Annotated in this window: 18 protein-coding genes; 11 read left to right on the top strand and 7 right to left on the bottom strand. The window is 55.0% G+C overall.

Features of this window, described 5'->3' with window-relative positions:
• Positions 1–16 precede the first annotated feature (16 nt).
• Entirely contained in the window at positions 17–1,522 is a 1,506-nt protein-coding gene (gene betC / locus QRN50_RS15100; RefSeq protein WP_096126638.1) for a choline-sulfatase, read from the bottom strand.
• 114 nt (positions 1,523–1,636) lie between these two features.
• On the opposite strand from betC, the gene QRN50_RS15095 reads away from it, so the two are divergent.
• The 6 genes from QRN50_RS15095 to QRN50_RS15070 all read left to right on the top strand — a co-directional run bounded on the left by QRN50_RS15095 (position 1,637) and on the right by QRN50_RS15070 (position 9,825).
• Positions 1,637–2,587 (top strand): choline sulfate utilization transcriptional regulator, encoded by a 951-nt coding sequence (locus tag QRN50_RS15095; RefSeq protein WP_096126639.1) that lies wholly within the window; start codon positions 1,637–1,639, stop codon positions 2,585–2,587.
• A gap of 442 nt (positions 2,588–3,029) precedes the next feature.
• The gene (locus QRN50_RS15090) at positions 3,030–6,638 is read left to right on the top strand and encodes an RHS repeat domain-containing protein (RefSeq protein WP_239691405.1); all 3,609 of its coding nucleotides are present in this window, start codon (positions 3,030–3,032) and stop codon (positions 6,636–6,638) included.
• Between the two features lie 23 nt (positions 6,639–6,661).
• Entirely contained in the window at positions 6,662–7,612 is a 951-nt protein-coding gene (locus QRN50_RS15085; protein ID WP_096126640.1) for an RHS repeat domain-containing protein, read from the top strand.
• A gap of 14 nt (positions 7,613–7,626) precedes the next feature.
• Entirely contained in the window at positions 7,627–7,932 is a 306-nt protein-coding gene (locus tag QRN50_RS15080) for a hypothetical protein (protein ID WP_003401510.1), read from the top strand.
• Between the two features lie 523 nt (positions 7,933–8,455).
• On the top strand, positions 8,456–8,788 hold the full coding sequence (locus QRN50_RS15075; protein ID WP_003401511.1) for a DOPA 4,5-dioxygenase family protein: 333 nt from the start codon (positions 8,456–8,458) through the stop codon (positions 8,786–8,788).
• 212 nt (positions 8,789–9,000) lie between these two features.
• Positions 9,001–9,825, top strand: coding sequence for an alpha/beta fold hydrolase (locus tag QRN50_RS15070; RefSeq protein ID WP_003401513.1), 825 nt, complete (start codon positions 9,001–9,003; stop codon positions 9,823–9,825).
• A gap of 338 nt (positions 9,826–10,163) precedes the next feature.
• Here the strand turns inward: QRN50_RS15070 and QRN50_RS15065 are convergent, their stop codons facing one another.
• The 3 genes from QRN50_RS15065 to trpB all read right to left on the bottom strand — a co-directional run bounded on the left by QRN50_RS15065 (position 10,164) and on the right by trpB (position 12,855).
• Positions 10,164–10,694 carry an anti-virulence regulator CigR family protein gene (locus QRN50_RS15065; protein ID WP_096127007.1) on the bottom strand — a complete coding sequence of 177 codons (531 nt, stop codon included), beginning with the start codon at positions 10,692–10,694 and terminating at the stop codon, positions 10,164–10,166.
• 125 nt (positions 10,695–10,819) lie between these two features.
• Positions 10,820–11,629: a tryptophan synthase subunit alpha gene (trpA, locus tag QRN50_RS15060; RefSeq protein ID WP_096127008.1), complete on the bottom strand. Its 810-nt coding sequence runs from the start codon at positions 11,627–11,629 to the stop codon at positions 10,820–10,822.
• The gene (trpB, locus tag QRN50_RS15055; RefSeq protein ID WP_003401519.1) at positions 11,626–12,855 is read right to left on the bottom strand and encodes a tryptophan synthase subunit beta; all 1,230 of its coding nucleotides are present in this window, start codon (positions 12,853–12,855) and stop codon (positions 11,626–11,628) included. Before trpB ends, trpA begins: the two co-directional genes overlap by 4 nt.
• 79 nt (positions 12,856–12,934) lie before the next feature.
• Between trpB and QRN50_RS15050 the strand changes: the two genes are divergently transcribed.
• The gene (locus QRN50_RS15050; RefSeq protein WP_011266143.1) at positions 12,935–13,891 is read left to right on the top strand and encodes a LysR family transcriptional regulator; all 957 of its coding nucleotides are present in this window, start codon (positions 12,935–12,937) and stop codon (positions 13,889–13,891) included.
• Here QRN50_RS15050 and QRN50_RS15045 read toward each other — a convergent pair whose 3' ends face one another.
• Positions 13,892–14,218 carry an ElaB/YgaM/YqjD family protein gene (locus tag QRN50_RS15045; RefSeq protein ID WP_003318456.1) on the bottom strand — a complete coding sequence of 109 codons (327 nt, stop codon included), beginning with the start codon at positions 14,216–14,218 and terminating at the stop codon, positions 13,892–13,894.
• A 165-nt stretch (positions 14,219–14,383) separates the two neighbouring features.
• On the opposite strand from QRN50_RS15045, the gene QRN50_RS15040 reads away from it, so the two are divergent.
• Both QRN50_RS15040 and QRN50_RS15035 read left to right on the top strand, forming a co-directional pair.
• A complete protein-coding gene (locus tag QRN50_RS15040) occupies positions 14,384–14,599 on the top strand; it encodes a dodecin (RefSeq protein ID WP_003318455.1) in 216 nt (71 codons plus the stop codon).
• Positions 14,600–14,747: 148 nt separating this feature from the next.
• Complete coding sequence (locus QRN50_RS15035) at positions 14,748–14,972, top strand: DUF1161 domain-containing protein (protein ID WP_003318454.1); 225 nt, start codon at positions 14,748–14,750, stop codon at positions 14,970–14,972.
• Positions 14,973–15,109: 137 nt separating this feature from the next.
• On the opposite strand, the gene QRN50_RS15030 is transcribed toward QRN50_RS15035, so the two are convergent.
• Positions 15,110–16,111 (bottom strand): LLM class flavin-dependent oxidoreductase, encoded by a 1,002-nt coding sequence (locus tag QRN50_RS15030; RefSeq protein ID WP_011266144.1) that lies wholly within the window; start codon positions 16,109–16,111, stop codon positions 15,110–15,112.
• Between the two features lie 212 nt (positions 16,112–16,323).
• Between QRN50_RS15030 and QRN50_RS15025 the strand changes: the two genes are divergently transcribed.
• Both QRN50_RS15025 and QRN50_RS15020 read left to right on the top strand, forming a co-directional pair.
• Positions 16,324–16,755, top strand: a complete 432-nt coding sequence (locus QRN50_RS15025) for an OsmC family protein (RefSeq protein WP_003340074.1) — start codon at positions 16,324–16,326, stop codon at positions 16,753–16,755.
• A 118-nt stretch (positions 16,756–16,873) separates the two neighbouring features.
• On the top strand, positions 16,874–17,107 hold the full coding sequence (locus tag QRN50_RS15020) for a DUF1161 domain-containing protein (protein ID WP_003318449.1): 234 nt from the start codon (positions 16,874–16,876) through the stop codon (positions 17,105–17,107).
• On the opposite strand, the gene QRN50_RS15015 is transcribed toward QRN50_RS15020, so the two are convergent.
• Complete coding sequence (locus QRN50_RS15015; protein WP_080267722.1) at positions 17,108–17,533, bottom strand: PA0061/PA0062 family lipoprotein; 426 nt, start codon at positions 17,531–17,533, stop codon at positions 17,108–17,110. It abuts the gene before it with no gap.
• Between the last annotated feature and the right edge of the window lies 1 nt (position 17,534).

Genomic DNA, 17,534 nt, shown 5'->3' with positions numbered 1-17,534 from the left:
TTTGGTGTGGGCAGGGTCAAGGTTGCGGAAAACGTGCCTTGCGCTCCAGATCGTCCAGATCAATGTGGTTGCGCATGTACTGCTGACTGGCGTCGACCAGTGGCTGGTGATCCCAACTCTTCAGCTTGCCGGTTGCCAGCGATTTGGCGACGAAGCGCCTTCTGCGCTGGCTGGCGAGCACCTGTTGGTGTATCGCCGGGATGTCCCACTTGGCCCGAGCTTCGGCCAGGAAATCGTTGAACAGCTTTTCATGGGTGGGTGACTGGCTCAGGTCCTTCTGCTCTTTCGGGTCCTTTTTCACATCGAACAGCAGGCACGGGTCCTGCTCCGAATAGATGAATTTGTACGCGCCACGGCGGATCATCATCAGCGGGCTGGTGGTACCTTCGGCCATGTACTCACCGAACACCTCATCGTGCCCGCCCTTGCGTTTCAAATGAGGCATCAGCGAGCGTCCGTCCAATGGCAAACCGGCGTCCAGTTTGCCTTTGGCCATTTCGACGAAGGTCGGCAGCAAGTCGGCAGTCGACACCGACGCACTGACCCTTCCCGGTTTGAACTGGCCCGGCGCGTACACCACCAGCGGCACGCGCGCGGCCATTTCGAACCAGTGCATTTTGTACCAGAGGCCCTTCTCGCCCAGCATGTCGCCGTGATCGCCGGAGAACACCACGATGGTGTCTTCCGCCAACCCGACTTCATCGAGCGTCTGCATCAGTTTACCGACGTTGAGGTCAATGTAGCTGCACGCACCGAAGTAGGCGCGGCGGGCATCACGAATCTTGTCGGTCGGCATGGGCTTGTCCCACAGGTCATAGACCTTGAGCAGCCGTTGTGAATGCGGGTCCAGCGCGGCCTGGTTGGCGTGCGGCGTGGGCATCGGTATTTCGTCGTCGGCGTACAGGTCCCAGAACGGCAGAGGGATGGTGTACGGGTCATGAGGGTGAGTCATGGAAACGGTCAGGCAGAACGGCGCATCCCCGTCCTGGCGCACATGGTCATAAAGGTATTGCTGGGCCTTGAACAGCACCTCTTCATCGAAGTCCAGCTGGTTGGTGCGAATGCACGGACCGGCCTGCAACACCGAAGACATGTTGTGATACCAGCTTGGCCGCACGTCCGGCTCGTCCCAGTTGACCGACCAGCCGTAATCGGCCGGGTAGATGTCACTGGTCAGGCGTTCTTCGTAGCCGTGCAGTTGATCCGGTCCGCAGAAATGCATCTTGCCTGCGAGGGCGGTCTTGTAGCCCAGCGCACGCAGGTAGTGGGCATAGGTCGGAATATCGGCCGGGAAGTCGGCTGCGTTGTCGTACGCGCCGATCCTGCTCGGCAGCTGGCCGCTGACCAGGGTGAAGCGCGACGGTGCGCATAGCGGGCTGTTGCAATACGCCGAGTCGAACACTACGCCGTTGGCAGCCATGCGGCTCAGGTTCGGCATCAGAATCGGGGACCGGGCGTAAAACGGCAACATTGGCGCGGCCATTTGATCGGCCATGATGAACAGAATATTTTTGCGCTTCATGTAATCGCTGCGTCCCATTGTGAAAAGTTATGCGAAAGTGCCGGGTATGAGGATGGAGTCCATAAGTTTCAGGGTAAAGCCCATACACAGCAATGCCTAGGATAAGCCCAGCTAATGTTTGAATCTCTCGGCGATGTGTCACTCGACCTGCTGCGTGCCTTTGAGGTCGCGGCGCGCTTGCGCAGCTTCACCGCGGCAGCCCTCGAACTGGGCACGACACAGCCCGCTGTCAGCCAGCAGATCAAGCGTCTCGAAGAGCAACTCGCTACCCGATTGTTCGACCGCATCTACCGTGGCATCGAATTGACCGACGCCGGTGAAGTGTTGTTCAGCCATGTGCAGGCCGGGCTGCAATCCATCGACAGCGGAGTGATAGCCATCACCGAACACCACCAGCACGAAGTGCTTCAAGTGGCGACCGACTTCGCCTTCGCCGCTTACTGGCTGATGCCGCGTCTGCACCGCTTCCACAAGGTCAACCCGGACGTGGACGTCAGCCTGGTCACCAGCGAGCGTACCCACAGCATGTTACGCGCCGATATCGACGTTGCCGTGCTGTTCGGTGACGGGCGCTTCAAACAGGGAGAAAGCCACTGGCTGTTCAGCGAAGAAGTCTTCCCGGTGTGCAGCCCGCAACTGCTCGCCGGGCGCCAGACGCCGCTGCCCACCGATGCGCTGCGCGACTTTCCACTCCTGCACCTGCGTGGCGAAAGCATCAACAACTGGTTCGACTGGGCGGGTGTATTCCGCGCGCTGGACATCCCCCAGGCCCCCGCGCCCGGTCAACTGCGCTTCGACAACTACACCCTGCTGATCCAGGCGGCCATCGGCGGACAAGGCATCGCCATCGGCTGGAAGCACCTGGTCGACGACCTCCTCGATCAGGGCCTGCTCTGTCGCCCTATCGCCGGCGCGGCGATTTCCGGTCAGGGCTATTACGTGGTCCTGCCCCAGCGCAAACGCCGCGTGCAGATCGTTCAGCAGTTCGTGGACTGGCTGGCCAGCGAGCAGGCGTTGAGCGGGGTTTCGCTGGCGGGTAGGCCATTGCCGTCGATTGCGGTTTAGGGAGGCGGTGTTCAAGGTTGAATTAAATATAAGTTCGAAGCAATTAGTGGTTAGATAGGAAATTTCTTACAAGTTTTACGGAAGTAAGCGGGTTTACTTTTGTTCTCATATAGTATTACTTAGGTTGTGTATTAGATGGCGGCTGCATCTGGAATGACTTTAAGTTATGGCTTTCTCAAATAGACGTGTGTGACGCGATTTGATAGTTTCAATCATCATGGATCTTGCTTAAAAGCGCATAAAGCGAGTATTTGAGATTTAACTTATAGATCAGTTTAAGTGCTCCTAAATAGAGCGCTTTGCCCATGCCGTATCAATACTGACCAGTTTATGGCATGCAGCGAGTGATCATAGGCCCAAAAATCTATATCAAATCAATAAGGCTGTAGAAGGCTGCTATGAGCTTTGCTTTTTACTATTTAAGATAATGGATGGATTTAACGTGCTTGGAAAAAAGAAAAACAATATTATGAAAGTTTTGCTGTTTGGCGCGCTATTGGGAAGTCAGCTTGGACATTCTGAAGAGTTAGAGTCTACGCCGTATGATTTAGCACCGAAGAAAAATCGTGGGCTGGTTTCTAATGCGGTTGACAGCGTTGACCCTTGGTCCGGGAATCTCAAAGTCAGTCATATTGATTTAAGTATTCCTGGGACGGCAGGCATGGATATCAATATTCATCGAAGCTACGACCTACAGCGTTTAACCGCCGGGCTTGCGGCGCCTTATAGGCAAAGTACGGAATGGACCGCTTTAGGACCCGGTTGGACAATCGCGGCAGCGCCGAAGATTTATCATGCCACCAATTATCATCTTCGTGATCGTAGCGGGACACCTAACTATTACATGAACTCAACTTTTCAGTTGTGTCACAATCAAGGGGAACGTCCCAGTGCCCGATTTAATTTAAGACTTCCGGATGGTAGTAGCGAAAAATTTTATCGTGTTGCACCTTATGAAGACAGAACCAAATCAAATTGGCGTTTACGTTGCGATTCAATGGTGCTTACGCTAACGTCACCATCTGGAATTAGGTATGACATGGGGCGTGCCGATGTAGATATGAAATTTAGTGCTTCAGTTACATCGTTTCCTAACGAAGATCCAGATTTTACAGAATCTATTTTTCTGACAAAAAAGGCAACTGACCTTAATGGTAACTGGATTGCTTACGACTATACTCAATTTGGCCCCCCTTTAAGCGTTCCAATTTCAGGGAGTGTTTATATTGACCACTGTCTTCAAGCCAACCTTGAAGACGCCGCCAATTGCGAAAAATCCGATATGCTTTTATCTAGGATAACGTCCAGTGACGGCAGAGCTGTTGATTTTAATTACGACCCTGCGACAGGCCGCCTTCTTTCGCTGGTCGATAATAATCAGCGCATGGTTCAGTATGGATATACCGCGAAAGACCATCTGAACTCTCAGGCCCTGGCTCAGGTAACTGGACCTACTGGAGAAGTCTGGAAGTATGCCTATCACCCTGGAGAATGGTTTCAGATAGTAGTTTCCAATGAAAGTTATGCGAATGATCAAAGAGCTGCCGCTCGCAAACTTATATCGATTGAGCAGCCCAGCGGTGGAAAAACGACATATGAATACTCATATGTGGATCTAGAAGGCCATCTTGGTGGACGCTTTGTCTGGTCGCGTTTCGAGCGTATAAGCCGCAAAATTGATGCAGCCGGAAATCACTGGGCTTATGCCTATAATCGTGGAAATATTGGACAATACGATAGTACAGTTATCACCGGGCCGGATGGCACAACCATCCATGAGTTCATTGGCCCTGGATACAGTATTGCTACAGATGGAAACACTATAAATAATACCGTGTGGAGTATAGGAAGTCCGGTTAAAATTACCCGCCCGGACGGGAGTTATGAAACATACAAGTGGCAGCAACGGTTTATTTCACATGGAAGAGAATATGTGTTTGAACTCGGTGTAGTCACGGACGATACAATCTGGGCAGCTGACCTTCAAGAGCGAACTTTTTTCCGTGATGGCGCAACCTACAGTAGTCACTACTCTAACTACGATGCTTATGGCAATCCTGGAATACTGACTGAAACAGGTCCTAATAGTGATGGTCGAACTACCACGCTGACTTGGTATAATAATACTGATAAATGGATAATAGGTCGCCCTATAGATCAGATGTCACCTGATAGTTCTGTACATCGTATCTACGATGAGAACGGTAAGCTAATCAATTACAATCGCGATGGTGTTGCGACTGCGTATACCTACGATGCGCAAGGTAATCAAGCGACGCAAATTCGCCCGGGTGATCGTCATTACAGCTACATGAATTATAAACTCGGTACTCCGCAAACTGAGGTTCAGCCAGAGGGTATTACTATTTCGCGTGCAGTCGACGACGCTGGCAATGTTACCTCTGAGACCAACGGTGAAGGCCACACAACGCACTACGAATACGACAGGTTGAATCGCGTAACCTCTATCACTCCGCCGCAAGGCGCTGGTCAAAAAATAATATACACACCCACCAGCAAGACAAATCTGCGCGGCAATCTGTCCGAGATAACTCAATATGATCTGTCTGGTCGTGTCTCCAGTATTGTTAGAGGTGATATAACAACCACCTATGCGTACGATGCCTATGGCCGCGTAACGTTTACTTCAGACCCTAACTCAAGTATGGGAACCAGTTATCAGTATGATGCGCTGGGTCGCGTCATTCGGATCACCCATGCGGACGGTACCTACCAGAGCACTGCCTACGGTTTTGCCCACAAAGTCATAACTGACGAACGAGGCAATTCCACTACTTATAACTATCGTGGCTATGGCGACCCCGAAAAATTGTCTCTGATGTCATTTCAGCCGTCGAATCCGACAGCCAGTATAACCTTGACTCGAAATGGTCGCGAACAAGTGACGTCGGTTACACAAGGCAATTCCACACGCCATTACGGCTATAACGCAAATGGTTATTTGATCTCGGTCAGCAATCCCGAAACTGGAGACACCGTCTACGGTCGAGACATTGCAGGCAATATGACTTCAAAGCAGGTGGGGCAGTCAGATATTACAACGTACACATACGACGGGCAGAATCGACAAACTGCAATCGATTATGCGCAAGGCACTCCCGCTATCAAAAATACTTATGATAAACAAAATAATCTGCTAATAGCGGACAGCAGTACGGGTATTCGAAGCTTTACATACAATCCTGCAGGGTTCGTCATAACGGAAAGCCTTTCTATTGAAGGTAAGCTGTTTGAGCTTTCTTATGGCTACGATGAAAATGATCGGCTGAAAAGCCTCACTTATAATCCGTCTGGTCGCATAGTTGAATATGCGCCAGACGTATTAGGCAGGCCCACAATGGTATCGGGCTACGTTAGCAATATTGCTTATTGGCCGAACGGTATGATTAAACAGGTCATCTATGCCAACGGTGCGGCGGTCAGTTACGAACAAAATAGTCGTCTCTGGCCAGCTTCTTTCAACATTACCTCACCCGCTGGAGTCGATTACCTGAAAAGCATTTACGACTATGATGGTGCGGGTAACTTGTTGACCATCAGGGACGGTGTGGACAACAGCATGGACCGTACCCTTGCTTACGACAGCCTTGATCGTTTGGTGAGTGCCGATGGTTTCTGGGGGGTAGGAACCCTCGCCTACGACGGTGTAGGAAACTTGACCCAAAAAACGTTTGGCGATTCAAGCCTGAACTATAACTACGATATACAAAACCGCCTGACTTCTGTCGATGGACAGCGCATTGATAGTATAAACTACGATGCTTATGGCAACGTCAGCAGTAGTGCTGACAACGCTTACCTTTACAATAATGTTCCCAATCTTGTATGCGTTAACTGCGAGAGTCCCGACAAAAAAGTTGAATATCAGTACGATGGTTTGAATCAACGCAGTTCCGTCAGTTCTGCGGGCAACAAAATATACGAGATGCAAGATGCCGATGGAAGGTTACGGATGGAACTCGAGGGAGACAAGCTAACCGAGTATTTCTATTTGGGTGGCCAGCGCATTGCACAGCAGGTAAGCCCATGATCGGGTGTCAAGGAAACCGAACCATGCAAATTATAAAAAAGCTATTTCGCAAAGTCAGTGTCGCGATGCTGGCACTCGTGGTGACTCATGCCGCTTTGGCAAACACCGTTACCTATTTTCATAATGATATAGCCGGCAGCCCTATGGTTGCGACCGATGAAACTGGCAATCTACTCTGGAAAGAGAGCTATAAGCCGTACGGAGAAAAATTAACCCAAACGAGTCCAAGCAGTAGCAACAAGATTGGCTTTCATGGGAAAGTATTTGACGATAATAGCGGCCTTTCTTATATGGGGGCACGGTATTACGATCCACTGCTCGGTCGCTTCATGGGTGCTGATCCGGTCGACTTTCAGGAAGGTAATCTGCATAGCTTTAATCGATATGCTTATGCTAACAATAATCCATATAAGTTCTCTGATCCTAGCGGTATGTATGCTGACCTCATTATCGAGACGATGAGCTTAGCGGTTGGTATGGCTAGTTTTCATCAGAATGTAAAAGAGGGGAATTATGGCGCAGCGGCCTTAGATGGTGTCGGTATCGCTGCAGATGGGGTACTCGCTGCGATTCCCATGGTACCTGGAGCAGCAGGTTTGGCCATTCAGGGAGCACGAGGACTGGAAAGGGCATCCGATATACGTCCGCATGTCGACAACGCTACATCATCCGCAGCCCCTGACTTCTTGATATCACCCAACGGGACTGTCTTTCCTGTGCCCAAGGATGCGACGGGCCCTTCGGCTAGTGTGAATCCTGCAGGGAATGTCACAGGTTCTGCTTTCACTAATGGTAGGGGTGGCGATAACGGACAGGTTGATGTAATGCGCGTTATGCAGCCGACACCTCCGAGAGGCAGTAGCCCGGGCTATAAAAATGGATACATTAAATATGAGAATAGGTCAGGTCAGGGTGTCGACCCTTATACAGGGCGGACGTTGCCAAATTCAAAAAGTCATTTTCCAATCAAATAATGGAGTGTTGTGCGATGAGCGTACTTACCAGTCTTGTTGGGTCTAATGTTGTAGGTGCATGTATAGTGCATGACTACTTTCAAATATCTTTTGCTGAAGGCATCATATTAAATATCAACAATTCATATCGTATTGTTGGCTCGACAGTGAAGAGCCTGCGTGGGAAAAAACTTGTAAACGTCTCAGAAGACGAGCAAGAAGTTGAGTTGGTTTTCGAAGGTTTAACAAGAATTAGAGTTGATATGAGTCCGGATGGGTTTCAAGGGCCGGAGGCTATGCAGCTTTTGAGGCCAGGATTTCCTATGGTTATCTGGAATTAGCTTTACTTGGTTTAAGATGCATGGGCTTGTATGGATAAGTATAAGCCTTGCTCTGCTAGCTGTAGATGGGTTAAGAGTTTTTACACCGCGTCGAGAGGAGTAAAGGGTGAAGATAGATTTTTTCGATGCCAGTAACGATCAAGAAGTAGAAATTGCGCGCCGTTTGGTTTTCTGATGCGGGGCGCAATCCTCAACCAGAAGACTTGAAAGACGCTGGCTTCTTACAGAAGCCGGACCTAGTTCTCATCGGTAAGCTTGTCTTGTTTGAGCTTGAGGATATTTACGGTGCAACATTTATTGTGTTGGCGGAGAGCGTTAGTTTAGACTCTTTGACACGATGTAGCGTTGTGCGTTTAGAAGGTCATCCAACTCCAGCGTTATGGGTTGGACGGCTTTTTTGTGAGGCCGCTTTACCAACCATCATGCAGGATCTACGATCGATCTACACACGAGAAAAACGAGCAAGGCTGGTCACACACCTGCACCAGTAAGGTCTTCAGCCGCAAAATGAGCCCCTACCTCAATGCAAGAAATCCACGGCTACCACGCCCACATCTATTTCAATGCCCAAACCCTCGACCAGGCCCGAGCCCTGTGCGAAGCCGCAACCGAGAAATTTGCCGTGCAGATGGGACGTGTCCATCAGAAGCTGGTCGGGCCGCATCCGGACTGGAGTTGTCAGTTGGCTTTTGGGCATGAGTTGTTGGCTGACGTTACCCTGTGGCTGGCGCTGAATCGCGATGGGCTGGTAGTGTTTCTGCATCCTTTGACGGGCAATGAGTTGCGTGACCATACCGATCATGCGATCTGGATGGGCGAAGTCAGGCTTCTTGATTTGAGTGCGCTGACTGGCTGATAGCCAGCTTCCTGGCCATTTTCCTTCTGCGGTTACCAGCGCATCCATCGTCGAAAAGATCGGTGTAAGATAGCTCCGCTGAAAAATGACCGCTCGGTCCGTCGCAGCGCACACATCAACAAAATGGTCACGTATACGCTTCAACCTCATGAGCTGCCTGCCATGGGCGATTGAGCCGAATGCTGAAAGACCAGAACAGAGGATCACCAGAAATGCCGGATCTACTCATCGACGGTAAGACACTTCACTATTCCGACCAGGGCACGGGCCCGGTGGTATTGCTCGGTCACAGCTATCTCTGGGACAAGGCGATGTGGAGTGCGCAGATTGATACCCTGGCCAGCCAGTATCGGGTGATCGTGCCGGATCTGTGGGGTCATGGCGATTCCAGCGGGTTTCCTGAGGGCACTCGCAATCTCGATGATCTGGCGCGGCATGCGCTGGCGCTGCTGGATCATTTGAATATCGAGCGTTGCAGCATCGTAGGGTTGTCGGTCGGTGGCATGTGGGGCGCAATTGCTGCGCTGCTCGCGCCAGAGCGCATCACCGGGCTGGTGTTGATGGACACCTACCTGGGCAAGGAGACCGAGGCCAAGAAAGCCTACTATTTCTCGTTGCTGGACAAGCTGGAAGAGGTCGGGACCTTTCCTGAGCCGCTGCTGGATATCGTCGTACCGATCTTCTTCCGTCCCGGTATTGATCCGCAGTCGCCTGTGTACAGGTCGTTTCGTGCGGCGCTTGCCGGCATGAATGCCGAGCAGTTGCGTCAGTCCGTCGTACCGCTGGGAAGGATGATTTTCGGTCGTGATGACCGGCTCGGCTTGATCGACCAATTGAATGCCGACACCACGCTGGTGATGTGTGGCGATGCAGACATTCCACGCCCGCCCGAGGAGACGCGTGAGATGGCCAGCCTGATCGGCTGCCCTTATGTGCTGGTGCCTGAGGCCGGGCATATCGCCAATCTGGAAAATCCGGCGTTCGTATCGGGTGCGCTGATGACGTTCCTGGCGCGGGTTAACCAGAAGCAGGGTTGAGCTGAGCCGCGCCTTCAGGGACGGATGCAGACCCTCCGGAGCGGCGCTACCACGCTGTAGTGCTCACTTTTATACACAGAACCGGGAATGCAGCGCTTTCAGGCTTCTGCCCGAAGGGCGTGGGAGCGAACTTGTTCGCGAAGACGGTATTTCAGACGATGCATTTTCGGCGATTATACTGGCCCTTTCGCGAACAAGCGAAGCGTCGCCCGGTTCGCTCCCACGGCCTTCGGCCAGAATCAAAAGCGGACTTGTGTATAACGATGAGGAATGCCTTGCGTGACGCTCCGTGTCACACGTCTGCGCGTCGCCGCGCTTTCAAGGACGGCAGCAGACCATCAATTCAACACACCATCCAGAATCGCATACACAATCCCCGAACCCACGGCGATCAGCACCACGTCGGTGCCCAGGCGGCGCCATTCGTAGCCGTCATACTGTGGCAGGTATTGCAGCGAGCGGCTGTCCAGGCGTTTGCCGTAACCAGGTGGCAAAGGATGGCCCTTGGCGATGTGTACGCCCGGCGGCAACGGCTGGCCCCGACCGATGACGTCGCGGTGTTGCTGGAAAGTCTCGCGTACCGGGCCGAAATCCTGCGGTGGGCGGTTGCCGCCGCGGTTGTCCTGATGCGCCTGTCTGCCTGGTTGGCTGGCCGGGCCTTTGTCGGGACCCCTGCCATTGTCATTGCCCGGTCCACGGTCGTTGCCACGCTCGTTATGCCCGCCATTGTTCTGCGGCCCCGGCTGTTGAACGCCACGATTGTCGTCCGGGCCATCACCGCGCTGATCAGGTGGTGCAGCTTGCAGCAGCGGACTGGCGCTGATCATCAAGATACCCAGTCCGGTGATAAAACGGTTTGGCAGTTTCATGGTGCTTCCTCGGCTTCACGCGATGCAGCAAAAAGGGGTTCATGACGTTGGTCATGAACCCCTTATGTCTTGCTACATAGAACCGCTGCTCAGGCTTTGATTCCTCTGTATCAGAAACTTTACCCTCAGTTGCGAGCGCTACGTACGCCCTCGGCCAGTGCCGCGCACAGCGTCAGTACGCCATCGACGGCATGCTCCGGCGACTCGGCACTGGCGATCTTGTCGACGAAGGCCGAGCCCACGACCACGCCGTCAGCCAGACGCGCAATCGCTGCGGCCTGCTCGGGTGTGCGGATACCGAAACCGACACTGATCGGCAGCTTGGTATGGCGGCGCAAGCGAGCGATGGCTTCAGTGACGTGCTCGGTGGTAGCCGAGCCAGCACCGGTCACACCGGCAACCGACACGTAGTAGACGAACCCGGAGCTGCGCTCCAGCACACGCGGCAGACGCGCATCGTCAGTGGTCGGTGTGGTCAGGCGGATGAAGTCGATGCCGGACGCTTGTGCAGGCGTCGCCAGCTCGGCGTCGTGCTCGGGTGGCAGGTCAACGATGATCAGACCGTCAACGCCTGCTTCCTTTGCCTGCGCCACGAAGGCTTCGACGCCAAAGCGGTGGATCGGGTTGTAGTAACCCATCAGCACAATCGGCGTGGTCTGATCGTCGACACGAAATTCGCTGACCATCTGCAGGGTTTTCTGCAGGGTCTGGCCAGCGTCCAGAGCACGCAGCGTCGCCAGCTGAATCGCCACACCGTCGGCCATCGGATCGGTGAACGGCATGCCCAGCTCGATCACGTCAGCACCCGCCGCAGGCAGGCCCTTCAGGACTTTCAGCGAGGTGTCGTAGCCAGGGTCACCGGCGGTGATGAAGGTGACCAGCGCCGCACGACCTTCGGTTTTAAGCTGGGCGAAACAATGTTCTAGACGGCTCATACCAGCTGCTCCTGAGTGTGTTCGGCGGCGGCCATGTGGTTCATGACGGTTTGCATGTCTTTGTCGCCGCGCCCGGACAGGCACACGACCATCAGGTGATCATCGCGCAGGTTGGTCGCGCGCTTCATGGCTTCGGCCAGGGCGTGAGCGGTTTCCAGCGCCGGGATGATGCCTTCGAGCAGGCAGCACTGATGGAAAGCATCCAGCGCTTCATCATCGGTGATGCTGACGTATTCGACGCGCTTCACTTCGTGCAGGAATGCGTGTTCCGGGCCGATGCCGGGATAGTCCAGGCCGGCAGAGATCGAGTGCGCATCGGTGATTTGTCCGTCGCCGTCCTGCAGCAGGTAGGTACGGTTGCCGTGCAGCACGCCCGGTACGCCGCCGTTCAGGCTGGCCGCGTGCTTGTCGGTGCTGACACCATGACCGCCCGCCTCGACGCCGATGATTTCCACGCTGGCGTCATCCAGGAACGGATGAAACAGGCCCATGGCGTTGGAACCACCACCGACACAGGCAACCAGGCTGTCCGGCAGACGACCTTCCTTCTCCAGCATCTGCTCTTTGGTTTCCTTGCCGATGATGGCCTGGAAGTCACGGACCATCGCCGGGTAAGGGTGCGGGCCTGCCACGGTGCCGATCAGGTAGAAAGTGTCGTCGACGTTGGTCACCCAGTCACGCAGCGCTTCGTTCATCGCATCTTTCAGGGTGCCGGTGCCGGAGGTGACCGGAACGATTTCAGCGCCCAGCAGCCTCATGCGGAACACGTTGGCCTGCTGACGCTCGATGTCGGTAGCGCCCATGTAGATCACGCAAGGCAGACCGAAACGTGCAGCAACGGTAGCAGTGGCAACGCCGTGCATGCCGGCGCCGGTTTCCGCTATCAGGCGTTTTTTGCCCATGCGCTTGGCCAGCAGTACCTGGCCGATGCAGTTGTTGATCTTGTGCGCGCCGGTGTGATTGAGCTCTTCGCGCTTGAAGTAGATCTTCGCGCCGCCGCAGAATTCGGTCAGGCGTTCGGCGAAGTACAGCGGGTTGGGACGGCCCACGTAATCGCGCTGAAAGTAAGCCATTTCTTTGATGAATTCCGGGTCGGCCTTGGCCGCTTCGTACTCGCGGTTGAGGTCTAACACCAGCGGCATCAGGGTTTCAGCCACGTAGCGGCCGCCGAATGAGCCGAACAGGCCGTTGGCGTCGGGGCCGCTGCGGAAATTGGTCTGGGTCATGAAGTGCTCCAGTTGCAGTATTGGGCGAATAGGTTGAGCCGTATTGGCAATGGGTCCACTTTAACCAGCGCAAGGCCGGATGAAAACCGATAAGATCGCTGCAACCTGTCAGGAAAACTCACAGATCATGAGCCGCGACCTCCCTCCCCTCAATGCATTGCGCGCCTTTGAAAGCACTGCCCGGCTTGGCAGTGTCAGTCAGGCGGCCGAACAGCTGAACGTGACGCATGGCGCCGTCAGCCGCCAATTGAAAGTGCTTGAAGAACACTTGGGTACAAGCCTGTTCAGCAAGGACGGACGAGGCTTGAAACTCACAGATGCCGGTATTCGGCTGCGCGATGTCAGTGGCGATGCGTTTGATCGGTTGCGTGGTGTATGTGCAGAGCTGAGCAGGGGCAGCGCAGACGCGCCGTTCGTGTTGGGGTGCTCCGGCAGCCTGCTGGCGCGCTGGTTCATCCCGCGCTTGAGTCGCCTGAATGCCGAGCTGCCGGACCTGCGTCTGCACTTGTCGGCGGGCGAAGGTGATCTTGACCCGCGTCGACCAGGTCTTGATGCCCTGCTGATATTCGCCGAGCCGCCATGGCCGGCAGACATGCAGGTCTTCGAACTGGCAAGCGAGCGGATCGGCCCGGTACTGAGCCCGCGCTTCGCGCGGTTCGAGCGTTTGTGCGATGCACCTGCCGAGGCGTTGCTGGAAGAATCATTGCTGCAAACCACATCGCGTCCGCAGGCGTGGCCAAGCTGGGCGCAGCAGAACGGCATCGACCCGCAGTCATTGCGTTACGGGCAGGGGTTCGAGCATTTGTATTATTTGCTGGAGGCGGCCGTGGCAGGCCTTGGCATCGCGATTGCGCCGGAACCTCTGGTCATCGATGACCTGAAAGCCGGTCGCCTGGCTGCGCCATGGGGCTTCAGTGAAACCCCGGCGCAGCTGGCGCTTTGGGTACCCAGACGTGCGGCCGATGGACGGGCGCAGCAGCTTGCTCAGTGGTTGAAAAATGAGCTGAAGCGGTCCGGGGAACCGATCAGAAACTGATCAGTTACCGCGCTTGAACAGCATGTAGGCAGCGATCAGGCCGATGGCACCTACCGCAACGCCAGCGGTGGTCCAAGGGTGTTCCTGAGCGTAGTCACGGGTTGCCAGCGCGTTCTCGCGGGTTTTCTCTTTGACGTCTTCGTAGACATCGCTGAGCAGGCTGCGCGAATGGCTCAGCGCGCTTTCAGCGTTGGCTTTCAGATTCTTCAGTGTCTTGCGCGACTCGTCGGTAGCGTCGGCTTTCAGGCCCTCGAGGGACTTCAGGAGGCTCTCGATTTCAGCTTCCATACTCTGCAACGAGGCTTTGCGAAGTGACGTAGTAGCCATGGTGTTTCTCCTGCAATGATGATTGGGCGTGTTGTTTCGGACTCCGCGCTTTTTGGAAAGTGCGATGGGATTTTTGCAAAGGTCTGAACTTTTGCGCGCGTTCTCCTGACAGAAGCAGGGAGCGCGCTCTATATCGCGTCTTTTTCAGACCTCAGGAGAACTGCCATGTCCGATCATCACACGTACAAGAAAGTTGAAATCGTCGGCTCTTCCACGACCACCATCGAAGACGCCATCAACAATGCCCTGGCCGAAGCCAGCAAAAGCCTCGACCTGATGGAATGGTTTGAAGTGACCGAAACCCGCGGCCATATCGAAAACGGCAAAGTCGCGCACTTCCAGGTAACGTTGAAAGTGGGCTTCCGCATCACCAACAGCTAAGGGTGATCTGAACCTTTCGACTGGCCGATTGCCATAACCTGCGCTACACACACTGATATGGCCACACGGTTGATGTGTGAGCGTGGGGATTTTCAATGGGCGCCTGTTCCGATGGCGTCTTCATTTGGCCGGACGAGAGGGATTACCCATGAAGAAGTTTTTGTTGGCTGTAGGCTTGCTGAGCATTGCAGGCACTGCCCTCGCGGCAGGCAAGCCATGTGAAGAGTTGAAAAGTGAACTCGACGCGAGACTCCAGGCGAAGGGCGTAACGTCCTACACGCTGGAAGTGGTCGAGAAAGGCAGCGCGGCCGACAAGCAAGTCGTCGGCACCTGCGAAGGCGGCACCAAGGAAATCGTTTACCAGCGCGGTTGATTGCCAACCGGGCCAGGCGCAGGCCGGTCGGCCCGGTTAATCCCGTTTGCAGGTTTCACGAACAGAATCGCCCCGGACTGTCATCCAGTCCGGGGCGATTCTGTTTGTGGCTGGTTTTTTCCGATTCGGAAAGTCGCTTAACCGTGCGCGACCTGCGCCAGAATCTCGTAGGAACGCAACCTGTCTTGGTGCTCGTACATGTCGCAGGTAAAGAGCAACTCGTCAGCGTCGGTCTGCTCAAGCAGCACATCCAGTTTGGCGCGGATCTTCTCCGGGCCACCCACCATCGCCAGCCCGAGGAAGCTTGCTACTGCCTCGCGCTCGTGTGGCAGCCACAGGCCGTCCATTGACTCGACAGGCGGGCGCTGCATCAGGCTGTGCCCACGCATCAGCGCGAGAATGCGCTGATAGACCGATGTCGCCAGGTATTCGGCATGCTCGTCGGTGTCGGCTGCCGACAGGGGCACGCCGAGCATCACGTAAGGCTTGTCGAGCACTTCCGATGGCTGGAAGTGATTGCGATACACGCGAATCGCCTCGTGCATGTAGCGCGGCGCAAAGTGCGATGCGAACGCATACGGCAAGCCGCGCATGCCTGCCAGCTGGGCGCTGAACAGGCTCGAGCCCAGCAGCCAGATCGGCACGTTGGTGTTTGAACCGGGTACGGCGATCACTTTTTGATCAGGCGTGCGCGGCCCCAGGTATTCCATCAGCTCGGTGACATCATCCGGGAAGTCATCGGCACTGCCGGAGCGCTCGCGGCGCAAGGCACGCGCAGTCATCTGGTCGGAGCCTGGTGCGCGGCCCAGACCCAGGTCGATGCGGTCGGGATACAGGCTGGCCAGGGTGCCGAACTGCTCGGCGATCACCAGCGGCGCATGGTTGGGCAGCATGATCCCGCCAGCCCCGACACGAATGGTCGACGTGCCGCCTGCCAGGTAGGCGAGCAGCACCGCGGTCGCTGAACTGGCGATGCCGTCCATGTTGTGGTGCTCGGCCACCCAGAAGCGGTTGTAGCCCAGCTTTTCGACATGCTGGGCAAGGTTGAGCGAGTTGCGCAGCGATTCGGCGGGCCCTTTGTCGTGGCGCACCGGCACCAGATCAAGGGTGGAAATTTTTACATCTGCCAGACGTTTCATAGGCCGGGGTAGCTCCTCGAATTGTGATGGGCCGGCTGCTGGAGCTGCCCACGATGAAACAGCAGTGCGGGCGCAAGTCCGGCTTTTCAATGGGGCAGTGTAGAAAAACCTACTGAAACGGTAGGTCTTTCCGACGGTTGAACTTTCCAGAGCCGTCTATCCTCAGAATGCTGTAACAGCAACGATCCAAATTCATTCCAAAAGGAGCCACCATGAGCATCGTCAAGAAAGCATCCGCCCACTGGGAAGGTGATCTGAAAAGCGGTATCGGCAGCATCTCCACGGAAACCGGCGTATTGCGCGAAGCACCTTACGGCTTCAAGGCACGTTTTGAAGGCGGCAAAGGCACCAATCCTGAAGAATTGATCGGCGCAGCCCATGCAGGCTGTTTCTCGATGGCATTGTCCATGATTCTGGGCGGTGCAGGCCTGACTGCTGAAAGCATCGATACTCAGGCTGAAGTGTCGCTGGATCAGGTAGAAGGCGGTTTCGCGATCAGTGCTGTGCATTTGACCCTCAAGGCCAAAGTGCCAGGCGCGACCCAAGAGAAGTTCGACGAACTGACCAAGCAGGCCAAAGAAGGCTGCCCGGTCTCGAAAGTGTTGAACGCCAAGATCACCCTGGACGCTACATTGCTGAGCTGATTCACAGCCAGCCTTGCGGGGGCGCCTTGTGCGCTCCTGTATCTGCTGTATAAAGCTGGCTTGCTTCATCGGTCATGCGTTGGTTGACGCATGGTTTGATTATGATCAGGAGTCGAGCATGAAACGTTTTATTCTGGCAGCGACCTGCACCCTGCTGGCAACCAGCGCCCTGGCGGCACCGAAATCCTGCGAAGAGCTCAAGGCTGAAATCGAGGCCAAGATCCAGGCCAACAATGTCACGTCCTACACGCTGGAAATCGTGAGTAACGAAGAAGCCACCGATCCCAGCATGATCGTCGGCAGCTGCGACAACGGTACGAAAAAAATCATCTATCAGCTCAACGGTCGCTGATCAGATGCAGTGCACCCCGCCCTCTTCTTCCTCCTCGGCCACCACCTTGCGCTCTGCATCGTAAAGCCACGCGTCGACACTGTTCGCCAGTGAGCGTACCTCCAGCACGTAACGCTGCCCGGCAGCGAAGTGGTCGTAACGAACACTGACGTAACAGGTGATCTCGGTGTACTCGTCGCCGATCATCCCCATGCCGCCCGAGCGGTACTCATAGTCATAACGCACCTGCAACTCATGGCTGCCCGGCGTGACCTGAAAATAGCGCCCGTCGTAAGTGTTCCTGCCATCGAGCTTGTCGCCCATGATCAACTGGCCGGTGATGGTGCGCATGTCGACCCACGCCATGTCCGGATTGACGGCAGGCAAGGGGCCGGCGCATCCGGCGAGGGTGAGTGCGGTTATCAGTATCAGAAGACGGAATGGCACC

This window comes from Pseudomonas sp. MEJ108, from assembly GCF_030208985.1.
In the GTDB taxonomy this organism is placed as follows: domain Bacteria; phylum Pseudomonadota; class Gammaproteobacteria; order Pseudomonadales; family Pseudomonadaceae; genus Aquipseudomonas; species Aquipseudomonas fragariae.
The sequence above is the reverse complement of the archived record's forward strand: the minus strand, read 5'-3'. Positions and strand labels throughout refer to the sequence as shown.

Coding starts and splice junctions, on each gene's coding strand:
- betC (WP_096126638.1), bottom strand. CDS start 1,522: ATGAAGCGCAAAAATATTCTGTTCATCATGGCCGATCAAATGGCCGCG.
- QRN50_RS15095 (WP_096126639.1), top strand. CDS start 1,637: ATGTTTGAATCTCTCGGCGATGTGTCACTCGACCTGCTGCGTGCCTTT.
- QRN50_RS15085 (WP_096126640.1), top strand. CDS start 6,662: ATGCAAATTATAAAAAAGCTATTTCGCAAAGTCAGTGTCGCGATGCTG.
- QRN50_RS15080 (WP_003401510.1), top strand. CDS start 7,627: ATGAGCGTACTTACCAGTCTTGTTGGGTCTAATGTTGTAGGTGCATGT.
- QRN50_RS15075 (WP_003401511.1), top strand. CDS start 8,456: ATGCAAGAAATCCACGGCTACCACGCCCACATCTATTTCAATGCCCAA.
- QRN50_RS15070 (WP_003401513.1), top strand. CDS start 9,001: ATGCCGGATCTACTCATCGACGGTAAGACACTTCACTATTCCGACCAG.
- QRN50_RS15065 (WP_096127007.1), bottom strand. CDS start 10,694: ATGAAACTGCCAAACCGTTTTATCACCGGACTGGGTATCTTGATGATC.
- trpA (WP_096127008.1), bottom strand. CDS start 11,629: ATGAGCCGTCTAGAACATTGTTTCGCCCAGCTTAAAACCGAAGGTCGT.
- trpB (WP_003401519.1), bottom strand. CDS start 12,855: ATGACCCAGACCAATTTCCGCAGCGGCCCCGACGCCAACGGCCTGTTC.
- QRN50_RS15050 (WP_011266143.1), top strand. CDS start 12,935: ATGAAAACCGATAAGATCGCTGCAACCTGTCAGGAAAACTCACAGATC.
- QRN50_RS15045 (WP_003318456.1), bottom strand. CDS start 14,218: ATGGCTACTACGTCACTTCGCAAAGCCTCGTTGCAGAGTATGGAAGCT.
- QRN50_RS15040 (WP_003318455.1), top strand. CDS start 14,384: ATGTCCGATCATCACACGTACAAGAAAGTTGAAATCGTCGGCTCTTCC.
- QRN50_RS15035 (WP_003318454.1), top strand. CDS start 14,748: ATGAAGAAGTTTTTGTTGGCTGTAGGCTTGCTGAGCATTGCAGGCACT.
- QRN50_RS15030 (WP_011266144.1), bottom strand. CDS start 16,111: ATGAAACGTCTGGCAGATGTAAAAATTTCCACCCTTGATCTGGTGCCG.
- QRN50_RS15025 (WP_003340074.1), top strand. CDS start 16,324: ATGAGCATCGTCAAGAAAGCATCCGCCCACTGGGAAGGTGATCTGAAA.
- QRN50_RS15020 (WP_003318449.1), top strand. CDS start 16,874: ATGAAACGTTTTATTCTGGCAGCGACCTGCACCCTGCTGGCAACCAGC.